14 protein-coding genes and 5 tRNA genes are annotated in these 14,546 nt (G+C 47.5%); all 19 read right to left on the bottom strand.

From position 1 onward, the window contains the following. Nucleotides 1–49 precede the first annotated feature (49 nt). A complete protein-coding gene (rplJ, locus tag D3795_RS10205; protein ID WP_156268464.1) occupies nucleotides 50–568 on the bottom strand; it encodes a 50S ribosomal protein L10 in 519 nt (172 codons plus the stop codon). Between the two features lie 236 nt (nucleotides 569–804). Then, nucleotides 805–1,500, bottom strand: a complete 696-nt coding sequence (rplA, locus tag D3795_RS10200; protein WP_156268462.1) for a 50S ribosomal protein L1 — start codon at nucleotides 1,498–1,500, stop codon at nucleotides 805–807. Nucleotide 1,501: 1 nt separating this feature from the next. Further along, entirely contained in the window at nucleotides 1,502–1,933 is a 432-nt protein-coding gene (gene rplK / locus D3795_RS10195) for a 50S ribosomal protein L11 (protein WP_092858792.1), read from the bottom strand. A 227-nt stretch (nucleotides 1,934–2,160) separates the two neighbouring features. After that, nucleotides 2,161–2,706: a transcription termination/antitermination protein NusG gene (gene nusG, locus D3795_RS10190; protein WP_092858794.1), complete on the bottom strand. Its 546-nt coding sequence runs from the start codon at nucleotides 2,704–2,706 to the stop codon at nucleotides 2,161–2,163. A 3-nt stretch (nucleotides 2,707–2,709) separates the two neighbouring features. Beyond that, entirely contained in the window at nucleotides 2,710–3,090 is a 381-nt protein-coding gene (gene secE, locus D3795_RS10185; protein ID WP_156268460.1) for a preprotein translocase subunit SecE, read from the bottom strand. A 110-nt stretch (nucleotides 3,091–3,200) separates the two neighbouring features. Further along, nucleotides 3,201–3,277 (bottom strand) — tRNA-Trp (locus D3795_RS10180). A gap of 230 nt (nucleotides 3,278–3,507) precedes the next feature. Continuing rightward, nucleotides 3,508–4,692 (bottom strand): elongation factor Tu, encoded by a 1,185-nt coding sequence (tuf, locus tag D3795_RS10175; RefSeq protein WP_130202467.1) that lies wholly within the window; start codon nucleotides 4,690–4,692, stop codon nucleotides 3,508–3,510. 109 nt (nucleotides 4,693–4,801) lie between these two features. Continuing rightward, a tRNA-Thr gene (locus tag D3795_RS10170) sits at nucleotides 4,802–4,877 on the bottom strand. Nucleotides 4,878–4,892: 15 nt separating this feature from the next. Then, a tRNA-Gly gene (locus D3795_RS10165) sits at nucleotides 4,893–4,967 on the bottom strand. 66 nt (nucleotides 4,968–5,033) lie between these two features. Beyond that, nucleotides 5,034–5,118: transfer RNA gene (locus tag D3795_RS10160), tRNA-Tyr, on the bottom strand. A 17-nt stretch (nucleotides 5,119–5,135) separates the two neighbouring features. Next, nucleotides 5,136–5,211 (bottom strand) — tRNA-Thr (locus D3795_RS10155). A gap of 89 nt (nucleotides 5,212–5,300) precedes the next feature. Next, the gene (locus D3795_RS10150; RefSeq protein ID WP_156268458.1) at nucleotides 5,301–6,599 is read right to left on the bottom strand and encodes an adenylosuccinate synthase; all 1,299 of its coding nucleotides are present in this window, start codon (nucleotides 6,597–6,599) and stop codon (nucleotides 5,301–5,303) included. A 76-nt stretch (nucleotides 6,600–6,675) separates the two neighbouring features. Then, the gene (locus D3795_RS10145) at nucleotides 6,676–7,842 is read right to left on the bottom strand and encodes an aminotransferase class V-fold PLP-dependent enzyme (RefSeq protein WP_156268456.1); all 1,167 of its coding nucleotides are present in this window, start codon (nucleotides 7,840–7,842) and stop codon (nucleotides 6,676–6,678) included. 165 nt (nucleotides 7,843–8,007) lie between these two features. Continuing rightward, nucleotides 8,008–8,892, bottom strand: coding sequence for a protease modulator HflC (gene hflC, locus D3795_RS10140; RefSeq protein WP_156268454.1), 885 nt, complete (start codon nucleotides 8,890–8,892; stop codon nucleotides 8,008–8,010). A gap of 3 nt (nucleotides 8,893–8,895) precedes the next feature. After that, complete coding sequence (gene hflK, locus D3795_RS10135; RefSeq protein WP_156268452.1) at nucleotides 8,896–10,083, bottom strand: FtsH protease activity modulator HflK; 1,188 nt, start codon at nucleotides 10,081–10,083, stop codon at nucleotides 8,896–8,898. 54 nt (nucleotides 10,084–10,137) lie between these two features. Continuing rightward, nucleotides 10,138–11,433, bottom strand: a complete 1,296-nt coding sequence (hflX, locus tag D3795_RS10130; RefSeq protein ID WP_156268450.1) for a ribosome rescue GTPase HflX — start codon at nucleotides 11,431–11,433, stop codon at nucleotides 10,138–10,140. Nucleotides 11,434–11,460: 27 nt separating this feature from the next. Further along, complete coding sequence (gene hfq / locus D3795_RS10125; RefSeq protein ID WP_092857623.1) at nucleotides 11,461–11,712, bottom strand: RNA chaperone Hfq; 252 nt, start codon at nucleotides 11,710–11,712, stop codon at nucleotides 11,461–11,463. Between the two features lie 146 nt (nucleotides 11,713–11,858). Then, a complete protein-coding gene (gene miaA, locus D3795_RS10120) occupies nucleotides 11,859–12,815 on the bottom strand; it encodes a tRNA (adenosine(37)-N6)-dimethylallyltransferase MiaA (RefSeq protein ID WP_156268448.1) in 957 nt (318 codons plus the stop codon). Then, on the bottom strand, nucleotides 12,812–14,533 hold the full coding sequence (mutL, locus tag D3795_RS10115; RefSeq protein ID WP_156268446.1) for a DNA mismatch repair endonuclease MutL: 1,722 nt from the start codon (nucleotides 14,531–14,533) through the stop codon (nucleotides 12,812–12,814). The genes miaA and mutL overlap by 4 nt, the downstream gene beginning before the upstream one ends. Nucleotides 14,534–14,546: the final 13 nt, after the last annotated feature.

Genomic DNA, 14,546 nt, shown 5'->3' with positions numbered 1-14,546 from the left:
CTAAACTCCTGGGTTATAAATTACAAAAAAATGGTTAAAAAAACCGCTTCTATTTAGCGTCTTTAATTGCCGACAACACACGCACAAACTTAGTAGGAACTTCGTTAATAGTACGAACGAACTTACTAACAGGCGCTTTGAAGGTTGCGAGCAATTTCGCCAATGCTTCGTCGCGAGTCGGAAGTGAAGCAACAGCGTCAAGTTTATCTGCGCCCATCAGGCCTGAGCCAATTGATAGAGCAGTAACTTTCAGGTGCTTGTTCTCTTTGGCAAACTCTTTGAACAAACGCGCAGCTGAACCTGGTGCGTCGATAGAGAAACCGTAGATCAAAGGACCTGTTAACGCTGAGTCCATGTCCTCAAACTTCGTGTCAATGAATGCACGCTTCGCTAGAGTGTTCCGAATAACTTTCAGATACACGCCTTGCTCACGAGCTTGACGGCGAAGTTGGGTCATGTCCGCAACTTCCATACCACGATACTCAGCAACAGCGACGGATAGAGCGTTTGAAGCAACATCGTTAACTTCTTTAACGATTGCTTGTTTTGCTGCTAAACCTAGTGCCACTAGTATCACCTCTTTTTTTGGCCCGCTGTTCAAAGAACTTTGGGCCGATCGTTACACATAGGTAGACCGTTATTGCATCTACCACGTTGTCACGGTGAATCTCTTACCCAGAGAGTCTGGATCGGATATCACCATCTGCGCAGGAAATTAAGTGTCGCTGAATAGTCTCTCTCGAGAGGTCAGCCGCGATACACCTGCGGTCTTGGACGGGAGCTACAGCTCCAACCCATAAAACCTTATGCTACAGTCAACGTACCTTGGTCGATGGCTACGCCAGCGCCCATAGTGGTTGAAAGGCTAACTTTCTTGATAAACTGACCTTTAGCTGAAGATGGCTTCGCTTTTTTCAAAGCTGCCAACAACGCTTCAAGGTTTTCTTTCAATTTATCGTTGTCAAAATCTACTTTACCGATTGTCGCGTGGATGATACCCGCTTTATCGTTACGGTAACGAATCTGACCTGCTTTAGCGTTCTTAACAGCAGTTGCAACGTCTGGCGTTACGGTACCAGTCTTAGGGTTTGGCATTAAGCCACGTGGACCTAAGATTTGACCTAACATACCAACAACACGCATAGCGTCTGGAGAAGCGATAACAACGTCAAAGTTCATTTCGCCTTTCTTAACTTGTTCAGCTAAGTCTTCCATACCAACCAAGTCTGCACCAGCTTCTTTCGCTTTATCAGCGTTAGCACCGCTAGTGAAAACTGCTACACGTACGTCACGACCAGTGCCGTTTGGTAGTACAGTTGCACCACGAACGTTTTGGTCAGATTTACGAGCGTCGATACCCAAGTTTACAGATACATCAACGCTTTCTTTGAATTTTGCAGTAGCTAATTCTTTTAATAAGTTGATTGCTTCGTTGATTTCGTAATCACGCGCTTCAACTTTTTCACGGATAAGACGTGCACGTTTGCTTAACTTAGCCATCTTATAGACCCTCCACATTCAGGCCCATTGCACGAGCAGAGCCGGCAATAGTACGTACCGCTGCGTCAAGGTCAGCCGCTGTTAAGTCTGGCTCTTTAACCTTCGCAATCTCTTCCAACTGAGCACGAGTCACAGTACCCACTTTTTCAGTGTTAGGACGGCCTGAACCGCTCTTGATACCGGCTGCTTTCTTCAACAAGAATGCTGCTGGAGGAGTTTTGGTGATGAACGTGAATGAACGATCTTCGAAAACGCTAATTTCTACTGGAACTGGCGCACCTTTTTCAAGTTGGTCAGTTGCAGCGTTAAACGCTTTACAGAATTCCATGATGTTCACACCGTGCTGACCCAAAGCTGGACCAACTGGTGGTGACGGGTTAGCTGCACCAGCTGCTACTTGCAACTTGATGATAGCTTTTAACTTCTTAGCCATGTTTATGCCTCTTGGTTGTGGGTCAAGCGCCTCGTAAATCTAAGAGATGACTTACTCTAACGGCTCCCCAATATAAAAAAGGAGGCGAATTATAGTCCTATTCGCCCCTCATTGCAACACATTCGCTTACGCGAATTGGTTATTCGTTATTCGTTATTCGTTATTCGTCTCTAGTGTTTTGCTTTAGCGAATAACCAACAACGAATAACCAGTAACGCTTTTCGCTCTTAAGCTTTTTCCACCTGGCCGAACTCTAGCTCGACTGGCGTTGCGCGACCGAAAATAGAAACCGATACAGTCAAACGGCTCTTCTCATAGTCAACGCTCTCAACCGTACCATTGAAATCTGCAAACGGGCCGTCGTTAACGCGAACCACTTCACCCGGCTCAAACAACGTTTTCGGCTTCGGCTTATCAACAGATTCTTGCAGACGGTTCAAAATAATATCTGCTTCTTTCTGAGTAATTGGTGTTGGACGCTCTTGCGTACCGCCAATGAAACCCAATACGCGTGGAATACTTTTCACCAAATGCCACGCATCTTCGTCCATCGCCATTTCAACAAGAACATAGCCAGGGAAGAATTTACGTTCGCTTTTCGCACGCTTACCAGCTTTCATTTCAACAACTTCTTCGGTAGGCACTAACACTTCACCGAATTTATCTTCCATGCCGTGCATTTTGATATGCTCGCGCAAAGAATCAGCAACGCGCTTCTCGAAACCCGAGAATGCTTGAACCACGTACCAGCGTTTTTTCACTTGATCAGTCATTGATTAAAACTCCAGTCCAGTGAAGAAGCCTACGACGCGCACTAAAATCGCATCCATGCCCCACAGAATTAATGAAACGATTGCGGTAGCAACAACAACAATCAACGTTGTTTGCGTTGCTTCTTGGCGTGATGGCCATACAACGCGGCGCGTCTCTTTGCGGCTTTCTTTGGCAAATTCGCGGAATTGGCGACCTTTACCAGTCATACCTGCAATCACACCCGCAATAACAACTAAAAGTACCACGCCAATGGCGCGATAAAGCACAGACACTTGGTCACCATAATAGTAGTTACCCAGTACTGCAGCAGCGAGCAGGGCAATTGCGACGATCCATTTTAAGCCGTCGAGTGAGCTGCTTTGCGTTTCGGTGTTTGCACTCATTATTCAATCCTGTTTGAAAAACCGTTACTCGTTATTCGTTATTCGTTATTCGCCACTTCGAGTAACGACAAGCGGAGCGATCGACAAACGAATAACGCCTTTAATCTGTTTGGCAGGGGTGGAGGGATTCGAACCCCCAACCGTCGGTTTTGGAGACCGCTGTTCTACCAATTGGAACTACACCCCTGCAGGTTCTGTACATGTGACAGAAACGGACGCTGTATTATACCGATCAAACCATGCAAAACAAGGGCGTTATTCGTTACTCGTTATTAGTTATTGGTTATTCGTTATTGGTGTTTCGCTTTAACGAATAACGACAAGCGCAGCGATCGAATAACGAATAACGCTTTTGCAATTAAAAAAGGGAGCCGAAGCTCCCTTTTCATCAATATCCGTTAACGGATACCGCGGCGATTAAGCGATGATCTTAGATACAACGCCTGCGCCTACTGTACGACCACCTTCACGAATCGCGAAACGAAGACCTTCGTCCATTGCGATTGGGTGAATCAGTTCGACTACGAACTTCAGGTTGTCGCCTGGCATGACCATTTCTACGCCTTCTGGTAACTGTACTGCGCCAGTTACGTCAGTGGTACGGAAGTAGAACTGTGGACGGTAGCCTTTGAAGAATGGGGTGTGACGACCACCTTCTTCTTTGGTCAATACGTACACTTCAGCTTCAAACTGAGTGTGTGGCGTGATTGAACCTGGCTTCGCCAATACTTGACCACGTTGGATCTCGTCACGCTTAGTACCACGCAACAAGGCACCGATGTTCTCGCCTGCACGACCTTCGTCAAGCAATTTACGGAACATTTCAACACCAGTTACAGTCGTCTTCGTCGTATCTTGGATACCTACGATTTCTACTTCGTCACCAGTGCGAACGATACCACGCTCTACACGACCAGTTACTACTGTACCACGGCCTGAGATTGAGAATACGTCTTCGATTGGCATGATGAACGGCTTGTCGATATCACGCTCTGGCTCTGGGATGTATGAATCCAAAGCTTCTGCCAATTCGATGATTTTCTTTTCCCACTTCTCTTCGCCTTCCAATGCTTTCAATGCTGAACCTTGGATTACTGGCAAATCGTCGCCTGGGAAATCGTACTCAGAAAGAAGTTCACGTACTTCCATCTCTACCAATTCCAACAACTCTTCGTCGTCTACCATGTCACATTTGTTCATGAAAACGATGATGTATGGAACGCCTACCTGACGTGACAACAAGATGTGCTCACGCGTTTGTGGCATTGGGCCGTCAGTTGCAGCTACTACCAAGATAGCGCCGTCCATCTGCGCAGCACCGGTGATCATGTTTTTAACATAGTCAGCGTGCCCTGGGCAGTCTACGTGTGCGTAGTGACGTGATGGAGTATCGTACTCTACGTGTGAAGTTGCGATGGTGATACCACGCGCTTTTTCTTCTGGTGCGTTATCGATTTGATCGAATGCACGTGCTGAACCACCGTAGGTTTTCGCCAATACTGTGGTGATCGCAGCGGTCAGAGTAGTTTTACCGTGGTCAACGTGGCCGATAGTACCGACGTTAACGTGCGGTTTGGAACGTTCAAATTTTTCTTTTGCCATGACAGCCTCTTTTTGGACAACGTACGGTGGTTTAACACCAACAATTGAAAATCTTTAGCCGGCGATTATGCCGAAATAAGCGAGACAAGGGAAGAGTTGGCCTGATGCGTGGTGCTGATAGGCGGATTTGAACCGCCGACCTCACCCTTACCAAGGGTGCGCTCTACCAACTGAGCTATATCAGCACAATACAGATTATTTGGAGCGGGTAGTGGGAATCGAACCCACATCATCAGCTTGGAAGGCTGAGGTAATAGCCATTATACGATACCCGCATGCCTTGAATCGGGCCACCTCAAACCATTCTGGACTCACCGCATTCGCATGACCATGCTAAAAAGTGGTGGAGGGGGCAGGATTCGAACCTGCGAAGGCTGAGCCGTCAGATTTACAGTCTGATCCCTTTGACCGCTCGGGAACCCCTCCAAAACCAGATTTTAAAATGGTGCCGGCACCAAGAGTCGAACTCGGGACCTACTGATTACAAGTCAGTTGCTCTACCAACTGAGCTATGCCGGCACCCCGGTTAGGTGGAGCGCATTCTATTGTATCGATTTTGATGATGCAATAGTAAATACCAATTTTTTTAGCTTTCTTGGTTCGATTGGTTAATTTGCGAACGGATGGCGCAAAATAATCGTCTCACCGCGGTCTGGACCTGTTGAAATAATATCCACTGGCACGCCAGTTAAAACTTCAATTCGTTTTATATACGCAAGCGCCGCGGTCGGCAAATCTTTGTGCTGTGTAATACCCACAGTACTGTCATTCCAACCTGGCATCGTCTCGTATACTGGCTCAACCGTTTCGTAATCTTCTGCTGCCATTGGTGGATATTCAACCACCTCGCCATTCGGTAGTTTGTAGCCGACACAAATCTTCAATTCTTCGAGGCCGTCTAACACATCAAGTTTAGTTAAGCAGAAGCCACTTACTGAGTTAATTTGCACGGCGCGACGCGCCGCTACCGCATCAAACCAACCGGTACGACGTTTGCGACCTGTGGTTGCGCCAAACTCGTGCCCTTTAACACCCAAGTGCTGCCCTACTTCACATTCAAGTTCAGTTGGGAACGGCCCACTACCGACACGGGTTGTATAAGCTTTTACGATACCCAATACGTAATCAATGTAGCGAGGACCAAAACCAGCGCCGGTAGATACGCCGCCAGCCGTAGTGTTTGACGAGGTTACATATGGGTAAGTACCGTGATCGATATCCAACAAGGTGCCTTGTGCGCCCTCAAACATGATGTGTTGGCCAGCTTTTCGAGTTTCATCTAACAACGCAGGGATATCTGCCACCATGTCTTTTAATTGCTTCGCCACGTCTTCGCAGTAAGCCAGTACGTCTTCAACGTTTACTGGGTCAACTTTGTAGTAGTTCACTAGAGTGAAGTTATGGAACTCGATCACTTCGCGCAGTTTTTCTTCAAATCGCGCAAAGTTGAATAAATCGCCGACGCGTAAGCCACGACGTGCAACTTTATCTTCGTATGCTGGGCCAATGCCGCGGCCGGTGGTGCCAATCGCTTTGTTTCCGCGTGCTTTTTCGCGCGCTTGGTCTAACGCAATGTGGTAAGGAAGAATCAGTGGGCAAGCTTCACTAATCAGTAAGCGGTCGCGCACTGGCACACCGCGTTGCTCAAGCATTGCGATTTCGGTCATGAGTGCTTCTGGTGACAGAACCACGCCGTTACCAATCACACACTTTACGTTTGCGCGCAAGATACCAGATGGGATCAAGTGTAATACGGTCTTCTCACCGTCGATGACCAGGGTGTGGCCAGCGTTATGTCCGCCTTGATAGCGAACGACTAGCGACGCCTTATCGGTAAGCAAATCAACGATTTTGCCTTTACCTTCGTCACCCCATTGTGTACCTAGAATTACTACATTTTTACCCATGATCTCGCTACCAGCAGTTACTGTTGAAAAAACAGGCGGCGATTTTAACAGGTATTTAGGGGCGACGGTAGCCCGATCAGGTCTGACTCAACGCATTTTTTAATTGCTGATAGTCGGCAACGTCATGATAAATGGCAAAGCCAAAACGTAAACGCTCGCCTCGATAATCAGTCTCAATGCCATGTTCACTTAAGTACGCAGCAAGCTGCTCAACTGTCTCAGCATCAACCAATTTAAACGTGAAAAAATGTCCATGGTGGCTCAAGTCGTTCACGAGTAAATTTTGACGATTAATATGCGGATGTTGAACGTCATCTAGAACGGTTAAAAATGCTTGCTGCAACTGCTGCACATAATCGTGCATTGCAGCGACAGTAAGACCATCGCGATGCCACCATACCAAGACACTCTCAAGACGATAAACCGCTGAAAAATCCATGGTCGCGCCAGCAAAACGCATACCGTCGTCGGCATACTCGACGTGGGCTTGCTGTGGCTTGGCTAGATTTGCAAAATCGGCAAACCAACCGGTGAATTCTGGACGTAACTGACACCCTTTGGGTACCGCCATAAAGCAACATCCCTCACCCGCCTGCAAATACTTATAACCGCCTGCAAGATAAAATACGCGGTCGGCAACAGGCGCAAGATCAGTCGGAATGGCACCGCAACCGTGATAACCGTCAATAATAATCTGCGTGGAGGCAGGCACAGAATCAATCCACGTTTTCAGCTCAGGCGCAACCACACCTGAGTTATAGAACACTTGGCTGGTAAAAATCAGATCGAATTCTTGCTGCTGAATTGTCTCAAGCCAACGTGCTTCAAACGTGTCAAATGGTTCCGTCGCAATGCTCACCAACTCAACTTGAGGACGTTCTTGAAGGCGTCGAATTTGTCGTGAGAAGCTATGAAACTCGCTATCCGTACTTAAAATTTTCAACGGTTTGTCGGGTGCATAGCTAGAAATCACGCGATACAGCAATTCGTGCGTATTGCTAGCAAATACAAACTGCTCTGGATACGGGTGATTCAACAATTGCGCAAGGTACTTCTGCACCGCTGGAACGCGCTCGCCAAAGATAGTCCCCCATTTATGATCGACACCCCGTGCGCTGTCATCCCAATACGCTAATTGCGCATTGCGCGTCACATCAGGCCAGTAATGATGGCTATGTGGCGCAAAATGTAAGCTATTCGGATGCTCGGCTAAATAGCGACTATAGTGTTTTTTATACGACATAAATGGTTGTCCGTTATTCGTTATTCGTTATTCGTTATTCGTTATTCGTTATTCGTTATTCGTTATTCGTTATTCGTTATTCGTCAGAGAGTAAACACAAAAAACCCGCGGGACAACCGCGGGTTCCTAATATCCAATATCTAATAGCTAATATCGCTCTTGCTCTTAATTTGCAGTCGCTTTGTTTAGATATTTGAAGAAGTCACTGTCTGGCTCAAGAACCAAGACATCGTTACCAGCTTCAAAGCTTTTTTCATAAGCCTGAAGGCTACGAATGAACGAGAAGAACTCTGGATCTTTGCTATACGCACCAGCATAAATACCAGCGGCTTCAGCGTCACCCTGACCACGCAACTGACGTGACTCACGTTCCGCATCAGCAAGCATAACCGTTACCCGCGCATCAACATCAGCACGAATAAACTCAGCTTGTTCACGACCCTCTGAGCGGTGTTCCATCGCAACAGCTTGACGCTCTGCACGCATACGCTGGAAAATTGATTGGCTGACTTCGGTCGGCAAATTAATTTGCATGACGCGAACATCAATCACTTCAATACCTAGCTCTTGCGCACTGTCAGCACCACGAATTAGTGCCTCGCGCATGAGGTTATCACGCTCACCAGAGACAATTTCTTTAATGGTGCGACTACCAAATTCAGCACGAAGACCACTGCTTACACGACGCGTCAAAAGCGCTTCTGCTTGTGCTTGGTTACCACCATTAGTTGACAAGTAGTACGTCGCGAAATCAGAGATACGCCATTTTACATAGGTATCAACAATTAAGTCTTTCTTCTCGCTGGTTACAAAGCGATCCGGATTACCATCAAGCGTTTTGAAGCGTGCATCTAGACGCTTCACGTCTTCAATGAATGGTAATTTGAAGTGCAAGCCTGGTGCATATACGGTTGCTTCGCCAGTATCGGCGTCACGTAATACTTTACCAAACTGGACAACAATGGCGCGCTGGCCTTCCTTCACGACAAATACTGACGAGAAGCCGAGTACAACAGCGACGATAACTAATACAGCTACAAAGTTTTTCATCGTTTACCCCCGACCATCGTTGAAGCGGTCGCTGGTGCGAACGCTGTTATTTGAGCGTGACGAGTTGCTCGACTCTGTATTGCTTGAGCTACGCGTTGGGCTTGAATTCGTGCTCTGAGCTTCATTACGAGCAGGCTCCTGCGTAGCTCGCTGCTTCTCAAGAATTTTATCAAGCGGCAAGTACATCATGTTATTGCTGCCTTCAACATCAACCATAACCTTGGCTGTGTTGCTGTAAATTTTCTCAAGTGTTTCAAGATACAAACGTTCGCGCGTTACCACAGGCGCATCTTTGTACTGAGGTAAGAGTTCGTTAAAACGTGCTACCTCACCCTGCGCTTTTAACACGGTTTGTTCACGATAAGCTTGTGCTTCTTGCAAGATACGACGAACTTGACCACGGGCAAGTGGCTCAATTTCACGTGCATAAGCTTCGGCTTCACGAATGAAACGTTGCTCATCTTCCTGTGCCGCAATGGCATCATCGAAAGCATCTTTTACTGCTTCAGGTGGACGCGCTGGAAGTAAGTTCACATCAACCACCTGAATACCCAATTGGTAAGGTGCAATAATGTTTTCCAATAGCTCCAAGGTGTTTTGACGAACGCTTTCACGACCAACCGTCAACACTTCATCCATGGTGGTATGGCCCACAACAAAACGTAATGCACTGTCGGTGGCTTGCGCCAGACTACGGTCAGCATTTTCAACCGCAAACAAATAGTCGCGTGGATTGACGATACGATATTGCACGTCTAACTCAACATGCACCACGTTCTCATCTTGCGTCAACATGAAGCCTTCCGATTGGAACTGTTGTACGTTGCTAACGTCAACCGTCTCTACGGTATCGACTAAGAATGGCCGCCAGTGCAAACCAGACTCAACTAAGTTGTGGTATTGACCAAAACGTAAGACAACGCCGCGTTCAGCTTCTTTGACAGTATAAAAACCAGCAATGAACCAAATGACAACAGCGAGAATGACGATAACGCCGATTCCGCGCGATGGAATACCACCACCGCTTTTGTTCGCGCCGCCGCCATTACCTTTATTGCCACCAAGACCTAACTTGCCAAGCAAGTTACGAATCGCTTCATCTAAGTCAGGCGGACCTTGATCGCGGCCGCCTTGGTTTTTCCATGGATCACGGTCATTATTATTACCGTTTCCCGGTTGATTCCAGGCCATTGATTACTCCAACTCTGGGTAGTTTATAAATATGTTTTATTAAATATGTTGCAACTATTCTACAAAGCCTTGCAAGCTATCGCCATACTCTTCGGCGACTTGTTTACTCAAGCGTTGCCAGTCAACTGCGGACATTCGCACATGCAGAGCCAACTGGCCATCATCGCGAGCTTCCTCACCGGTAACGCTCTTCATCGCATACAGCTTACCACGTAATTTGCCCATTGATGGCGGAATTCGTAAGGATACGTCAACCATCCTTGGGCGCAACCGTTGCACTAAGGCTTGTTGTAACAAATCAATTCCGTCGCCAGTTTGTGCTGACAACCAGACACGTATCGGTAAACCTTCATCGTTGGTATCTATACGTGCGGAACCGTCTGCAAGTTTATCAATCTTGTTACAAATGAGTAATTGTGGAATTTCATCCGCACCAATTTCGTGCAATACATCCTGCACTTGCTGCATATTTTCAGCCTGACGTTCATCGGCTATATCAATCACATGCAACAGCAAATCGGCTTCTTGGGTTTCTTGTAAGGTCGCTTTAAACGCTGCGACGAGCTCGTGCGGCAAGTGGCGAATGAAACCTACGGTATCGGCTAAGATGATTGAGCCAACATCGGGCAACTCTAATTTTCGTAGCGTCGGATCCAGTGTCGCGAACAATTGGTCAGCCGCATAAACTTGTGATTCCGTAATGCGATTAAACAGCGTTGATTTACCTGCGTTGGTATAACCTACTAACGAAACGGTTGGAATCTCGGCACGCTGACGAGCTCGTCGTCCTTGCTCACGTTGCTTCTGGACTTTCTCTAGGCGGCCTAAAATATTCTTGATACGCCCACGAATTAAACGGCGGTCGGTTTCTAACTGAGTTTCACCAGGACCACGCAAACCGATACCACCTTTTTGACGCTCTAAGTGAGTCCAGCCTCGAACCAATCGCGTGGATATATGGCGAAGCTGCGCCAATTCAACCTGCAGTTTACCCTCATGAGTTCGTGCACGTTGGGCGAAGATATCAAGTATGAGCCCGGTACGGTCAAGTACCCGACACTCACAAAGCTTTTCGAGGTTACGTTCTTGGGTAGGGCTCAAACTGTGATTGAATATCACAATATTGGCATCAAGCAACTTAACTTGATCGGCAATTTCTTCCGCTTTACCAGAACCTACAAAATACTTGGAGCTTGGAGTGCTCCGTGAGGCGGTCACCACGCCGAGTGTTTCGACACCGGCTGAGGAAACTAATAATTGAAGTTCAGAGAGATCTTCACGATCGATTTCGGCAGGGAAATCAACGTGGACCAGGATAGCCCGCTCACCACTTTCAAACCTATCAAACAAGCTATCACTGCTCCTTACTTGGTTGCTTTAATCAATTGCCTCTTCGCTGTTCTCGCCAATTGGCAAGTAGTTCTGCGGAATACGCGCCGGAACAACAGTCGAGATTGCATGTTTGTAAACCATTTGGCTTACGGTGTTCTTTAATAAAATAACAAACTGGTCAAATGATTCGATTTGGCCTTGCAGTTTAATTCCATTAACTAGGTAAATTGACACCGGAACGCGCTCACGGCGCAACGCATTCAAAAACGGGTCCTGTAATGTTTGCCCCTTAGCCATATTCTTATTTCCTTTTTTGTTATTGTTTGTGTCTAGCAACATCTTACCGCCCGCTCATGCCAGTCACTTCTAATATAGATGAATTCCCGCAATTTCACAGCTTGGTCTATTTTATTTCAGCTTATACTGAATATAAGGTGAATGTTTTAGTTTTCAAGGTTGTTTTGTGTAAATAACTTCGGCGGTTCCGCACAAATAGCTAACGCTTGTTGAACCAACGTCGGTGATTCTGTTTCCAACCAATGAACATCAGGCCATTTCCGTAACCACGTTAATTGGCGTTTTGCCAATTGCCGGGTCGCAAAAATGCCACGGTTAATCATTTCTTCAAAATCAAACTCACCATCAAGGTACTGCCAAGCTTGACGGTATCCGACACAACGTATCGAAGGCATATCGATATGTAAATCCGACCGTTGTCGTAGTTGTTCGACCTCTTCAATGAAGCCTTGTTCAACCATTTGACGAAATCTTAACGCAATACGTTCATGCAACACCGCCCGATCACTTGGCGCAACTGCCATTTGAATAATTGGGTATGGTAATGCTCCATGACGCTCAGCGGTAAGCTCCGAGATTGGTTTTCCGCTAATTCGGTACACCTCCAGCGCACGCAATAATCGTTGTGGGTCATTCGGGTGAATACGCTGTGCGCTTTGCGGATCAATCTGTTGCAACTCGGCGTGTAGCGCCTCGCTGCCTTTCTGTTCTAACTCTTGGGTCAGTTGCGCGCGAATTGTGGCATCAGCTTCAGGTAATTTTGACATACCTTCAAGCAAGGCTTTGAAATACAACATGGTGCCGCCAACCAACAGCGGAATTCGGCCAGCGGCAATAATGCTATCGATTTCTCGACGTGCATCGGCCGCAAACTGCGCCGCCGAATAGCTTTCGGCCGGGTCACAAATATTAATGAGTCGGTGCGGTGCTTGCGCTAACTCTTCGACCGTTGGCTTCGCTGTGCCGATATCCATACCACGGTAAATCAGCGCTGAATCAACAGAGATAATATCGCACGGTAAGTGTTGCGTGAGCGCAATCGCCAAACCTGTTTTTCCTGCAGCTGTCGGCCCGTAAAGACAAATCACATAAGGTTTGTTCATCTTAGCGCCTCTGGTAGTGATGGTAACGATACCGCCAGCCAGAATGACGCAGGGCAGTCATTAAGATCTCGTGCGTATTGCAGCCAGTGTTCAGCCTGCGCCAACGAATAATTCGATTGCACTTGATGAAGCGCCAACCAAGCAATCAGCTCTTGGTGATTGTTTAGCTTCGATACCAGCATTCGCATACTCGATGCAATGTCAGTCTGTCGTAGCGCCGAAGGCACATCTAAAACGGTAACTGACTGCTTCGCGCACTCTAGCCGAATTCCTAATAACGCGAGCTCTTTCATATCAACAGACTTGAGCGCGGTCACAATATCAGAATCGGTAAGTTTCACCGGTATTAACAAAGGTTGTCCTGCCAGTCCAATTTTAGCCTGCTGACTGAACTGTTGCTGCAAATAGTGGTGCTGAACCTGCTGCAAATTCAACAACGCCAACGATTCATGCTCAACCAGCGCGAAGCGTTGCTGAACAATAGTTAGTACTTTACTGTCGGCTATTGACGTCTCGACACGTGCACTAACGTCTGCCGGAGCTTTTGTTGGCGTTGCAAAGTTTGCGTAATCGGCGACGGCCGAAGGCGAAACTGTCGGCCGCGTTGGAAAAATTTCGCGATGTTGCGGCTGTAATTCTCGCACTTGCTGCGCCAGCGCTTCGTTACTGGCGGTATAGCCATGTTGACTACGGTTTGTCGGTTCCGCAGCAGACTGTGGCTGCTGTGCAGTGAATGCCTGACGCACACTAGCCAAAACAAAATCATGAATTTGCCGTGCTTGATGAAAGCGCACTTCGTGTTTCGCAGGATGCACATTCACATCGACATCTTGTGCTGGTAATTCAAGGTATAAAACAAAGGTGGGCGCTCGATCTTCGCCCAAACTATCACCATAGGCTTGCCGCACCGCATGACCTAACAAGCGATCACGCATCATGCGGCCATTCACATAGAAGTACTGCACGTCCGCTTGGTGGCGACATGCATGTGCTGGAGCCACCCAACCCCATAGTCTTACAGGACCGGATTGCTCATCAATCGATATCACTTGATCGGTAAAGCTACCGCCACACACCTGCCCCACGCGCTTAATATATTGCTCAGGCGTTTGTACCGCAGCATATTGACGGACTATTTTGTCGTTGTGTAGGAGTTGAAAGCGCACGTCAAAACGAGCCAGCGCAATACGTCGCAATACTTCATCAATATGGCTAAATTCAGTTTTATCGGTGCGCAAAAATTTTCGCCGAGCCGGCGTATTAAAGAACAAATCTTGTACATCCACCGTGGTGCCTTGCGGATGACTTGCCGGAGCTAACTCAGCCTGCATATCACGGCCTTCAACCCATGCTTGCCACGCTTGCTCTTGTTCTGGTGTTTTTGACGTGAGCGTCAGGCGCGAGACGGAACTAATACTTGCCAACGCTTCGCCCCGAAAACCTAGGCTTTGAATGGCTTCTAAATCACTCAACGAGCTAATTTTGCTGGTTGCATGACGACTCAACGCCAGTGCCAGCTCATCGCGCGGAATGCCATTACCGTTGTCGCGCACACGAATGCGGCGCCGCCCGCCCTGTTCGATGTCGATAGTGACTTGTGATGCCCCTGCATCCAGACAATTTTCCACCAATTCTTTTACGACTGATGCAGGGCGCTCGATAACTTCACCTGCCGCAATCTGGTTCGCCAGACTAATCGGCAGTAATTGAATAGGCATGACCGAAACCTAA

Origin of the sequence: Pseudidiomarina andamanensis, assembly GCF_009734345.1 — a bacterium.
GTDB lineage: Bacteria > Pseudomonadota > Gammaproteobacteria > Enterobacterales > Alteromonadaceae > Pseudidiomarina > Pseudidiomarina andamanensis.
This window is presented reverse-complemented; position numbering and strand designations above follow the sequence as displayed.

Excerpts from the sequence above, each read along its gene's own strand:
- D3795_RS10145 (WP_156268456.1), bottom strand. The coding sequence starts at position 7,842 with ATGTCGTATAAAAAACACTATAGTCGCTATTTAGCCGAGCATCCGAAT.
- hflK (WP_156268452.1), bottom strand. The coding sequence starts at position 10,083 with ATGGCCTGGAATCAACCGGGAAACGGTAATAATAATGACCGTGATCCA.
- tuf (WP_130202467.1), bottom strand. The coding sequence starts at position 4,692 with ATGGCAAAAGAAAAATTTGAACGTTCCAAACCGCACGTTAACGTCGGT.
- mutL (WP_156268446.1), bottom strand. The coding sequence starts at position 14,533 with ATGCCTATTCAATTACTGCCGATTAGTCTGGCGAACCAGATTGCGGCA.
- D3795_RS10150 (WP_156268458.1), bottom strand. The coding sequence starts at position 6,599 with ATGGGTAAAAATGTAGTAATTCTAGGTACACAATGGGGTGACGAAGGT.
- secE (WP_156268460.1), bottom strand. The coding sequence starts at position 3,090 with ATGAGTGCAAACACCGAAACGCAAAGCAGCTCACTCGACGGCTTAAAA.
- miaA (WP_156268448.1), bottom strand. The coding sequence starts at position 12,815 with ATGAACAAACCTTATGTGATTTGTCTTTACGGGCCGACAGCTGCAGGA.
- nusG (WP_092858794.1), bottom strand. The coding sequence starts at position 2,706 with ATGACTGATCAAGTGAAAAAACGCTGGTACGTGGTTCAAGCATTCTCG.
- hfq (WP_092857623.1), bottom strand. The coding sequence starts at position 11,712 with ATGGCTAAGGGGCAAACATTACAGGACCCGTTTTTGAATGCGTTGCGC.
- hflC (WP_156268454.1), bottom strand. The coding sequence starts at position 8,892 with ATGAAAAACTTTGTAGCTGTATTAGTTATCGTCGCTGTTGTACTCGGC.
- rplK (WP_092858792.1), bottom strand. The coding sequence starts at position 1,933 with ATGGCTAAGAAGTTAAAAGCTATCATCAAGTTGCAAGTAGCAGCTGGT.
- rplA (WP_156268462.1), bottom strand. The coding sequence starts at position 1,500 with ATGGCTAAGTTAAGCAAACGTGCACGTCTTATCCGTGAAAAAGTTGAA.